Origin of the sequence: Exiguobacterium sp. UBA6282, assembly GCF_002440475.1 — a bacterium.
In the GTDB taxonomy this organism is placed as follows: domain Bacteria; phylum Bacillota; class Bacilli; order Exiguobacteriales; family Exiguobacteriaceae; genus Exiguobacterium_A.
This window is the reverse complement of the sequence record NZ_DJUM01000035.1, coordinates 1-11,216: the sequence shown is the minus strand read 5'-3', so window position 1 is coordinate 11,216 and position 11,216 is coordinate 1. Positions and strand designations below refer to the sequence as shown.

Below are 11,216 nucleotides of genomic sequence, written 5' to 3'. Positions count from 1 at the left end.
CGTTCAGTTTTCAAAGTTCGTCGTGTCGTTTTCAGCGACTTTAATATCTTAACAAGTTATCAACCCGATTGTCAACAACTTTTTTGATATTTATTTTTGTGTGTCACGACCATTCGCGGCACAAGAAGTAATATACCATGGCTTTTTGAATCGTACAAGCATTTTATTAGAAAAACATTTAAAAACTTTTGTTTACCCGTTTTTTGACTTGTTTATTCCTGTGTTGATTCCAAAAAGAACGCTCCGTTCCTTCTATACAGTATAGAAAGAACAGAGCTCTACTCATTAATTTTGTTGGTGACGCATCGTTGGGAAGAGTAATACATCACGAATCGATGGCGCATTCGTCAACAACATGACGAGACGATCGATCCCGATTCCAAGACCACCCGTTGGCGGCATACCGTACTCGAGTGCTTCAATGAAGTCTGTATCCATTTCATGTGCTTCGTCGTTTCCTGCTTCTTTTTCGACGAGTTGTACTTCGAAACGTTCACGTTGATCGATTGGATCGTTCAATTCCGTAAAGGCATTCGCATGCTCACGACGGACGATGAATAATTCAAAGCGATCCGTAAAGCGTGGATCTTCTGGATTTTTCTTCGCAAGTGGTGATACTTCAACAGGATGACCATAGACGAATGTTGGTTGAACGAGTGTTTCTTCTACTTTTTGTTCGAAGAACTCATTCAAGATATGTCCCGTCGTCATGTGCGACTGGACTTCAACACCGTGTTCATGCGCGAGTTCAAGGGCACGTTCGTTCGAAATCTGTTCGAAGAAGTCGACACCTGTTGCTTCTTTAACGAGATCTACCATGTGCGCTCGTTTCCAACCGACAGATAAATCGATGACGTCTTCTCCGTAAGTGACTTGTGTCGTACCGAGTACTTCTTGTGCGACGTGAGCAATCAGATTCTCTGTTAAGTTCATGATGTCTTTATAATCCGCATACGCTTCATAGAGTTCGATCATCGTAAACTCTGGGTTATGACGTGTTGAGATTCCTTCATTACGGAATACACGACCGATTTCGTAGACTTTCTCAAGTCCACCGACAATCAAACGTTTCAAATGAAGCTCAATCGCAATCCGCATGTAAAGCGTCATGTCGAGTGCATTATGATGCGTGATGAACGGACGCGCCGATGCTCCACCCGCGATCGTATGCAACATTGGTGTTTCGACTTCCAAGTATCCGAGGTTATCAAGATATTGACGGATTCCACGAATGACTTTACTCCGCGCGATGAATGTCTCACGTGATTCTTGGTTCGTAATAAGGTCGAGATAGCGCTGACGATAGCGTTGCTCGATATCTTTTAATCCGTGATATTTATCCGGAAGCGGACGTAATGCTTTTGTTAATAACGTAAATGCTGTGACGTGAACAGAGAGTTCACCAACATTCGTTTTGAACACGTATCCTTGGATCCCGACGATGTCACCTAAGTCACATGTCTTATAGATCTCATACGCCTCTTCACCGACATCATCTTTACGGACATACAACTGAATTTGACCTTGTACATCCTGAACATTCGTAAAGCCGACCTTCCCTTTACGACGTGTCGTCATGACACGACCCGCGATGGCAACTTCCGGTTTCAGTTCAGCCAATTCTTCTTTTGTATGTTCACCAAATGATGCACGAATGCTCGCAGTATCCGTCGAACGTTCAAAACGTGCGCCGAATGGATCGAGACCTTGTTCACGCATGGCGTTCATCTTACTGAGACGCACCTGCATTTGATCGTTCATTTCCATATCCTGACTCACTGTCTTCACTCCTTTTAATAATGGTTCACGACGATTCTCTCGAATAAAAAGCTGCCGGAATGACCGACAGCCCTTTAGAAAACCGATACGCTCATCTTCAATGCAACTAGCGTACCACAAAACGACTCTGTCCGACTATACTTTACCTGTTAGGCATACGCTACGTCTTCTTCGAGTGTCTGCAAGTACTGCTGTAACAGTTCAACGAGTCCCGTATGCGTGTCGATGTTAAATAACGCATTGCGAACGCGACCGTTCCCCTTCATTCCTTTCAAGTACCAGGCGACATGTGTCCGCATTTCGCGCACGGCGAGTTCTTCTCCTTTTAGCGCGACCAGTCGTGTGGCGTGCAAGAGACAAATATCAATCTTCTCACGCGCCGTCGGTTCTGCCGGAAGCGTTCCTGATTCGAGATACTGGATTGTCTGATACAACATCCATGGGTTTCCGAGAGCGGCCCGTCCGATCATGACACCGTCGACACCAATCTCATCAATCATTCGTTTAGCATCTTGTGGAGTTTGAACATCCCCGTTTCCGATGATTGGAATACTGACCGCTTTTTTTGCTTCACCGATGATGTTCCAGTCTGCGACACCTTCATATTTTTGTGAACGTGTCCGTCCGTGAATGGCAACAGCCTTCGCACCACCCGCTTCTGCCGCTTTGACATTATCGACACAATAGATGTGATGACTGTCCCAGCCGGTCCGCATTTTGACCGTCACCGGTTTATCGATCGCTTGTGTCACCGCATGGACCATCTCATAGACCTTATCCGGATCAAGCAACCATTTCGCTCCAGCATCACTTTTCGTGACTTTCGGGACCGGACAGCCCATATTGATATCAATGATGTCGGCATTCGTGTTCGCTTCGACATATCGCGCTGCTTGAACGAGTGTCTCCTTTGAACCACCATAGATTTGAAGACTCAGCGGTTTTTCCCGCTCATCCACGTACAGCATCTGTAGCGTCCGTTCGTTCTCGTACAAGATCCCTTTATCGCTGACCATCTCCGCACAGACGAGTCCCGCGCCGAATTCTTTTGCGATCAACCGAAACGCGGGATTACAGACGCCTGCCATCGGTGCCAAGATGACTTGATTCTTCAATTTGACATCACCAATGTTAAATTCCATTATTGTTCCTCCGCTTCTAAAAGACCACCTAAGCGTCGCACACCGTTTCGTTCTGTCTCTGGTAACTGCTGGTACAATTGCTCGACACTTTGCCCAAGACCAGGTATGACGCATGTTGCTGCTAGTTCCCGTAATGGCGCGAGGACGAATGCCCGCTCTTGCATCCGCGGATGCGGAACGGTTAATCCTTCAAGGTCAATACGTTCTCCCCCATATAACAAAATATCTAAATCAAGCGTCCGCGGTCCATTTTTGAACAGACGCTCGCGTCCTTCTAGCTGTTCGATTTCCTGCAGTCGCTCAAGTAAGACATCTGCCTCGTCCGTCGTTTGAATCCCGACGACCATATTATAAAATAAATCCTGATCGAGATACCCGACAGGTACAGTCTCATAAATGGAAGAGACCTTTACATCATGAACAGACGATAAGGCTCTCAGGCGAGCGATCGCTGCTCTTAAGTGAGCCGCTTTATCACCAATGTTTGAACCGAGTGCAATGTAAGCTTCCTTCATGCATAGTCCCCCCGGAGTCGATTGATCTCGACTGCCACATGTTCATAATGACCAGCAATCGGCGGATCCGGTTTGATAACTTTGATCGACGCTTCTTCAATCCGTCCGTCTAACGCAAAGACTTCTTTTGCAATACGATCCGCCAAGGCTTCGACGAGTTGGAGCGGTTCTCCTTCGACGACACGTTTTGTCGCTTCATACAATTCAGCGTAATTGACACTTTTCGTCAAATCATCCGTCCGACCGGCTTCTGCCAATGCAAGTCCGATCGATAAGTCGACATTGAAGCGTTGACCGAGTTTCGTCTCTTCTGCAAATACACCGTGATACCCATAAAACCGCATTCCTGTTACATGAATTCGATCCACCGTCATTCCCCTTTCGTCGCAGCTAACATGATGTCCATCATCTGCGCTGCCCGTTTGACTTCTTTGACGTCATGCACGCGCACCCAGTCACATCCTTGTTGAATCCCGTAGCAAACCGTCGCAATCGTTCCTTCAAGTCGTTCTTCCGTCGGCAATCCAAGCGCGAGACCAATCATCGATTTACGGGACGTTCCAAGTAAAACCGGATACCCGAAGTCCGTGACGATGGACAGGTAACGCATCAAGTACAAGTTCTCTTCCTGCGTTTTCATGAATCCAATGCCTGGGTCGAGCCAAATGTGCTCTTCCGCCACGCCTGCCTGTTTCGCTAATCGGATCGATTCCTCAAGGTCAGCCCGGACTTCCGCAAGCATATCTGTTCCATGCGCCGTTTCCCGGTTATGCATTAAAATGATTGGTACTTCATACTGCGCAGCAACCTTGACCATCGAACGATCGCCCCACTTCGAACCCCAGACGTCATTGATGATGTCCGCTCCTGCTTGAATAGCAGCTTCTGCGACGACCGGTTTATACGTATCGATCGACACGAGGACGTTCAGCTCTCGTTTAATGCGTTTAATAATCGGTAAAACACGAGCGAGTTCTTCTTCAACTGACACGAACGCCGCACCCGGTCGTGTCGATTCTCCACCGATATCGATCGCATCTGCTCCATCCGCGACGAGCTGACGCGCTTGCCGCATCGCTTGCTCGATATCAACATATTGTCCACCGTCCGAAAAAGAGTCCGGTGTCACGTTCAAGATACCCATGATGTAAGTCATCGTTGTTCTCTCCTTGTCGTCACCTGTTCGACGGATTGATCGAACAGCGTCATGATTTGTGCATATCCTGTTCCGTTGATTCCAGGGAAAGGGCGTCCGTCAAGTGACGAAATCGCGACCGCTTCCTGAACGGAATTCGTATAGATGATCTCATCTGCTTCTTCGAGCTGCGGTAAATAAGCTAAGCGTTCTTCGACTGGTAGGTGTTGCATCAAAAACTGACGGGTAATACCGTTCAGTGCACCGGTTTCAAGCGGTGACGTATACCATGTACTTCCGTAACGCCAAAAGATGTTTGACGTAATGCCCTCACAGACATGACCTTCCTTCGTCAAAAACAACCCTTCTGCTTCCGGATTGAACAATTGGCGTTTCGCGACTAGATTGTTCATGTAATGATGTGACTTCAAGCGGTAAGTCGTCTCCGGTGTACTGCGCGGTAAACGAATCGTCTCGAGTGCACGTTCCGCCCGTTTTCGTGGAGCGATTGGTTTCGCATAGATCAACACGGTCGGCGTGTCGTAAGGATCGATCGATAATCCGATCTCGCGTGGACCGCCCGAGACGTTCAAGCGAATGTATAAATCGTTCGCCCCATGTGCTTCATATAAATCTTGGATTGCTTGTCGTAAGGCTTCCCGGTCATATGTTAGCTGGATTCCGAGTGCAACACAACTCATCTGTAAGCGTTCAATATGATCATCGAACAAAAACGGATGTCCGTTATAGGTCCGAAACGTCTCGAATACACCCATCCCGTAGACGAATCCGTGATCGAGCGGGGAGATGCGTACTTCTTCTTCTCGTTTAATGGTTCCGTCATGCCAGAGATACATAATGCGTCAACTCCAAGAAATTTTTTAACATCTGCTTCCCGTCTCGCGTCAAAATCGCTTCCGGATGGAACTGGACACCGAGAATCGGCAACGTCCGGTGACGGAGTGCCATGATCTCTCCGCCAGCTTCCGCCGTCACTTCGAGCACTTCCGGGAATGTCTCGCGTTCCACGACGAGCGAGTGATAACGTGTCACCGGCGTCGCTTGTGGGATCCGTTCAAAGATCCCTTGTCCGTCATGCGTCAGTGGCGAGACTTTTCCGTGCATCAATTCCTTCGCTCGGACGACTTTACCACCGAATACTTGCCCAATCGCTTGATGACCCAAGCAAACTCCTAGGATCGGTACCTTCCCCGCAAAGTAAGCAATCGCCTCTAAACTGATCCCCGCTTCATTCGGTGTACAGGGACCCGGCGAGATGACGAGATGATCAGGCTGCAACGCTTCGATTTCTGCAAGCGTAATCGCGTCGTTGCGAAATACCCGGATGTCTTGTCCAAGTTCGCCGAAATACTGGACTAAGTTATACGTAAAGGAATCATAGTTATCAATCAATACAATCATCGTGTTCCCTCCGCCGTTTCTTTTGTCACCCATAACGCTTTGGCTTTACTAAGTGACTCTTCGTATTCACGTGCTGCGTCCGAGTCCGTGACGACTCCAGCACCTGCTTGGACATATGCCATCCCATCTTTTGCAACGAGTGTCCGAATCAAGATGTTGAAAATGACATCATCCGCCCAACTGATGAAGCCAAGCGATCCAGTGTAGATGCCACGCCGGACCGGTTCCAGTTCTTCAATGATTTCCATCGTCCGGATTTTTGGCGCGCCGGTGATCGTCCCACCTGGGAACATTGCGGCGAGCACTTGACTCCCGGAGTGTTCCGGAGCCACTTCGCCTCTGACATTTGAGACGATATGTTGCACGTGGGAGTATTTCTCGATCACCATCAGCTCATCGACATGGACCGTACCATAACGACTAACGCGCCCTAAATCATTACGCTCTAAATCAACGAGCATCACATGCTCTGCCCGTTCTTTTTCGTTATCGAGTAAGGTTTTCGCGAGTCGTAGATCCTCCGCTTCATCCTTCCCGCGTGGCCGTGTTCCCGCAATCGGACGCGTTGCTAACGCATCACCTATTTTTTCGACGAGCAACTCAGGTGAGGCGGACACAAGTGTTAAATCCTCATCTGCGAAGTAACCCATGTATGGAGAAGGATTAATTTGTCGTAATACATCATACAGATGTTCCGCTGTCGTCCCAAGCGGTTCTTGTTGACGGACGGACAAATTGACTTGGAAGACGTCACCATCCTCAATATACGATTTAATCCGGTGTGCCGCTGTCATGAACGCTTCCTGTCCGAAAGCTCGTTCTCGTTCGCCGGATGAACCGGTTGTTGTAAACTGCGGTCTATTTGTCTTGACGCACCAACGCGCGACTTCTTCTTCAAGAATCTGTGTTGCTTCCTCTGCTGTGTCTCGCGTCACGGCAATGAACAACTGCTTCGTCTCCTCATCAAACACGGCGACTTCATCGTACCAGTAAAATGACAGATCGGGTGTTTGTAGATCATCCATCGCTTGCTCCGGTAGCTTTTCTAAATAACGGACAGCATCATAACTGACATATCCAGCAAATCCACCAAAGAATGGCGGCATTCCATCCGGTCGGATGGATTCACGTTCGACGCGGAGTCGTTCGAGTAGATCAAACGGGTTTGCCGTCGACGTCTCGACTTTTCCATCTGTCTCAATCGTCGTCATCCCGTCCTTTGTCCGGACGTATCCGACAGGACGAGTCGCCGCCATCGTATACCGTCCGATTCGACCGCTTTCGAGCCAGACGTGTCCTGTTGTTCCAATCGTCTGTTCGACATACCGATTGTAGAATTGTTCTTTCGTCCATGGTATTGCTTTATATTTCGTCTGTCGCATACGCGTCCCCCACTTCACACTATTCTGCTCTCATTATACGCAAAAAAGTACACGGAAGCCGAATGACTTCCGTGTACGTATGATGGATTACTTCGATTGATCCACTTCTTCCTCGACTTGATACAGCGGTGTACTTAAGTACCGCTCACCGTTCGAAGGAATGATCGCGAGAACATTTTTTCCTTTGCCGAGACGTTTTGCCGTCTTCAGTGCCGCTGCAATCGCAGCACCTGACGAGATACCGCCTAAGACACCGTTCGTCTTCGCTGCTCGGCGTGCGTGATCAAATGCTTCTTCCGTCGTGATTTGCTCGACACCATCATAAATATCTGTATCGAGAATCGACGGTACGAATCCAGCACCGATACCTTGCAGTTTATGCGGCCCCGGTTTACCACCTGATAAGACCGGTGAATCCGTTGGTTCAACAGCAATGATTTCAATGCCTTGGAAAGCATCGCGCAACACTTTACCAGCACCCGTGATCGTTCCACCGGTTCCGATTCCCGCGATGAACGCATCGAGTTGCATACCTTCGAACGCTTCGACGATTTCAGGACCTGTCGTTTTTTCATGAACGACTGGATTGGCACCGTTATTGAATTGTTGCGGCATGAAGTAACCGTGCTCTTCCGCTTCCGCTGTCGCGCGAGCGATCGCACCCTTCATCCCTTCAGGACCTGGCGTCAAAATCAATTCCGCACCATAGGCGCGAAGCAACGTCCGACGTTCCATGCTCATTGTTTCCGGCATGACGAGGATGGAACGGTATCCCTTCGCCGAAGCGACCATCGCTAGTCCGATACCCGTGTTCCCACTCGTCGGCTCGATGATCGTATCTCCCTCTTTAAGTTGACCTGCTTCTTCTGCCGCTTCAATCATTGATAACGCGATCCGGTCTTTTACGCTCGATCCAGGGTTCATGTACTCCAGTTTCAGATATACATCTGCATCCTCAGGACCCGTTAGATGATGTAACTTGACGATCGGTGTCCGACCGACTAAATCTAATACTGAATTCGCAATACGCATGACCATTCCTCCTCATTAGTGAACCGCTTGAATTCCAAGTAATCCGATAGATTAATTATCAGCGGACTGGATGAAATCTGTCAATCAAAGCGTTTAACTTCCGGCTTTTTTCCATCCTTTGTCTGGCGCTCGACCGCTTCTTGAATCAAACGATCGATTGTCTGCTTCTCTTGTTCCGTTCGCATCGTCTGATAGACCATTGCTCGGGTGATTTTTTCATCACCGACTTCGGCGATGACATCCTCAAGCGGACCACCAATACTGTCCTGAACGATTTTAGGAGAATCGACCTTAGGGAGCTCACCCATGAAGGCATAAGCGCCGGTCATGAAATTCGTCAACAATAAGATGAAGATCAACATCCACAAGTACTTAGGTTGTACATTCCCCATATCGGATCCCTCTTATGCTCTTTCGAGTGATTTTTCGCGAAGTTCCTCTAATTCTGGAACATCATAGTGATAATGCTCTGAACAGAAGTGACAAACAGCTTCCGCGCCACCATCTTCATCAATCATCGCTTGAATCTCATCTGGTCCAAGGGCAATAATCGCTGTTGCTAATTTGTCGCGGTCACACGTACATTCGAATGACACCGGAATCGTATCAAGATGTTCGTAGTCACCGAGAACGAGTTCTAACATTTCTTCGGGTGTTTTTTCCTCACCGACGAGAATGGAGATTGGTTTAAGAGCTCCGACACGTTTTTCAAGCGCTGCGATCGTCTCTTCCGATGCACCCGGCATCAATTGAACGATCAAACCACCTGCTGCAATGACCGATTCGTCTTCTGGGTAAACGAGAACGCCAGCTCCAACGACTGATGGACTTTGTTCCGATACAGCGAAGTAATACGTGAAGTCTTCGCTGATCTCACCGGTTTGAATCGGAGATTGACCACCGACAAAGTCACGCAACCCGAGATCCTTGATGACAGAGATGTTTCCGCGACCGACCGCTTCACCGACTTTTAATTTCGTCAGACCGTCTGCATTGACGTACGTATCCATCTCGACGCGGGGACGACTGACATATCCACGAACGACCCCTTTTGCATCGGCATCGACGATGATTTTTCCGATTGGTCCATCGCCTTCGACTTTCAATGTGACACGTGTATCGCCTTTTTGCATCGTACCCATCATCGCGCCGATTGTTAGTGTCCGACCGAGCGCTGCCGTGACGACCGGTGTCGTCTGGTGACGAAGTTGTGCTTCATAGACCGTTTTTGTCGAACGGATCGCAAATGCACGAACTTCTCCGTTGAAGCCTAACGCCCGTACTAAATAGTCATCTTTTAATTGTGCTAATAATTCTTCCCGTTTCATCTTAATCCCTCACTTATTTCGTTCGTAGATAATCCGTAATCCATCTAACGTCAAGAATGGATCGACGATCTCAATCATCGTGGATTCCTCGCTGATTAGTCGGGCTAAACCACCGGTCGCAATGACCTTCGCTTCACCCATTTCTTCTTTCATCCGGTGAACGAGTCCGTCCACCTGCGCCACATATCCGAAATACGTACCCGATTGCATCGCATGGATCGTATTTCGTCCGATGGTTGACTGCGGTTTCGCAATTTCAATTCGCGGCAATTTTGCTGCCTTATTATAGAGTGCCTCGGTCGCAACCATCACACCCGGTGAGATGATGCCACCGTAATACCGTTTTTGTGCATCGATGTAACAGTACGTCGTCGCTGTTCCAAAATCGACGATGATCATCGGTCCCTCGTATTTCGCCGTCGCTGCTACTGCATTGACGATTCGATCGGCTCCTACTTCCCGTGGATTATCGACTTTTAAATCGAGTCCTGTCTTGATTCCTGGTCCAATCAAAAACGGACGGCGTTTAAAGTAACGCACACACATATTTTCTAGTGGAAACACGACGGGGGGTACGACAGATGATAACACGATTCCCTCGATTTCTTCCACGTTTAGCTCTGCGTCACGAAACAACGCTTTGACGAGCATACCGTATTCGTCCGTCGTTCGTGTCCGGTCTGTCGCAATCCGCCAATGCTCGATCAACTCTTGTCCTTGATAGACACCTAAGACGATATTCGTATTTCCGACATCGATGACTAAAATCATTTGCTTATTTCCCCGCTTCTTCTCGATTTTCATGCTTCTTTTTATATTCCGTTGTTTCACGCTCGGAATGATATACGTTGTGATTATACCATGCTCGTATGGTCACACCTACCGATGTGTATTCGCTCGATCTGTAACAAAAAAGAACGGATTCGATGCGAGATCGAATCCGTTCCATCCGTTTACACTTGATCGTCGCGACGCGGCGTATCTGGTGTATCCGTATCTACATTTTGTCCTTCGTCAACGACTGAACCCATTTGCGTTGGAGACTCTGTCGGTTGATCGACGGTTGCATCTGTCGATTCCGGTGCTTTCTCTTCTGCTTTTGGAGTCGTTGCTTCTGGTTCATGTTTTTTGTATTCGCCTGTCTCTAAGAGATGGTGAATTTGTTTTTGATCAAGTGTTTCGACTTCAAGCAACGTCGTTGCAATCAAGTCGAGCTGATCGCGTTTCTCAGTCAAGATATCTTTCGCTTTTTGGTAACAGCGGTTGATGATCGCTTGGATTTCCGTATCGATCTCGTGTGCAATCGCATCCGAGTAATTCTGTTCGTTTTGGAAATCACGGCCTAGGAAGACGTTACCGCTTTGACCTGATCCGAATTGAAGCGGTCCGAGTTTTTCACTCATTCCGAACTCCATGACCATTTTCCGTGCAAGACCTGTCGCACGCTGGAAGTCATTGCTTGCTCCAGTCGAGACTTCTCC

The 11,216-nt window shown here is 48.3% G+C and carries 12 protein-coding genes and 1 pseudogene; all 13 read right to left on the bottom strand.

Going from position 1 to position 11,216, the window contains the following annotated elements; all coding sequences use genetic code 11:
* Positions 1-285: 285 nt before the first annotated feature.
* Entirely contained in the window at positions 286-1,767 is a 1,482-nt protein-coding gene (lysS, locus tag B2751_RS10055) for a lysine--tRNA ligase (protein WP_290774579.1), read from the bottom strand.
* A 161-nt stretch (positions 1,768-1,928) separates the two neighbouring features.
* On the bottom strand, positions 1,929-2,921 hold the full coding sequence (gene dusB / locus B2751_RS10050) for a tRNA dihydrouridine synthase DusB (protein ID WP_290774577.1): 993 nt from the start codon (positions 2,919-2,921) through the stop codon (positions 1,929-1,931).
* Positions 2,921-3,436: a 2-amino-4-hydroxy-6-hydroxymethyldihydropteridine diphosphokinase gene (gene folK / locus B2751_RS10045; RefSeq protein WP_056062018.1), complete on the bottom strand. Its 516-nt coding sequence runs from the start codon at positions 3,434-3,436 to the stop codon at positions 2,921-2,923. The genes dusB and folK overlap by 1 nt, the downstream gene beginning before the upstream one ends.
* Positions 3,433-3,804 (bottom strand): dihydroneopterin aldolase, encoded by a 372-nt coding sequence (gene folB / locus B2751_RS10040; protein WP_035413281.1) that lies wholly within the window; start codon positions 3,802-3,804, stop codon positions 3,433-3,435. The genes folK and folB overlap by 4 nt, the downstream gene beginning before the upstream one ends.
* Positions 3,805-3,806: 2 nt before the next feature.
* Positions 3,807-4,592 (bottom strand): dihydropteroate synthase, encoded by a 786-nt coding sequence (gene folP / locus B2751_RS10035; RefSeq protein ID WP_035413278.1) that lies wholly within the window; start codon positions 4,590-4,592, stop codon positions 3,807-3,809.
* Positions 4,589-5,428, bottom strand: a complete 840-nt coding sequence (locus B2751_RS10030; protein ID WP_290774574.1) for an aminotransferase class IV — start codon at positions 5,426-5,428, stop codon at positions 4,589-4,591. Before B2751_RS10030 ends, folP begins: the two co-directional genes overlap by 4 nt.
* On the bottom strand, positions 5,412-5,993 hold the full coding sequence (locus B2751_RS10025) for an anthranilate synthase component II (RefSeq protein WP_029343065.1): 582 nt from the start codon (positions 5,991-5,993) through the stop codon (positions 5,412-5,414). Before B2751_RS10025 ends, B2751_RS10030 begins: the two co-directional genes overlap by 17 nt.
* A complete protein-coding gene (locus tag B2751_RS10020) occupies positions 5,990-7,375 on the bottom strand; it encodes an anthranilate synthase component I family protein (protein ID WP_035413268.1) in 1,386 nt (461 codons plus the stop codon). The genes B2751_RS10025 and B2751_RS10020 overlap by 4 nt, the downstream gene beginning before the upstream one ends.
* 87 nt (positions 7,376-7,462) lie before the next feature.
* Positions 7,463-8,407, bottom strand: coding sequence for a cysteine synthase A (gene cysK / locus B2751_RS10015; protein ID WP_290774570.1), 945 nt, complete (start codon positions 8,405-8,407; stop codon positions 7,463-7,465).
* 80 nt (positions 8,408-8,487) lie between these two features.
* Positions 8,488-8,799, bottom strand: coding sequence for a hypothetical protein (locus tag B2751_RS10010; protein WP_035413262.1), 312 nt, complete (start codon positions 8,797-8,799; stop codon positions 8,488-8,490).
* Positions 8,800-8,811: 12 nt separating this feature from the next.
* A complete protein-coding gene (gene hslO / locus B2751_RS10005; RefSeq protein WP_023466563.1) occupies positions 8,812-9,735 on the bottom strand; it encodes an Hsp33 family molecular chaperone HslO in 924 nt (307 codons plus the stop codon).
* Between the two features lie 9 nt (positions 9,736-9,744).
* Entirely contained in the window at positions 9,745-10,506 is a 762-nt protein-coding gene (locus tag B2751_RS10000; protein ID WP_035413293.1) for a type III pantothenate kinase, read from the bottom strand.
* Between the two features lie 182 nt (positions 10,507-10,688).
* Positions 10,689-11,216, bottom strand: a pseudogene (locus tag B2751_RS09995) (cell division protein FtsH); the annotation flags it as partial.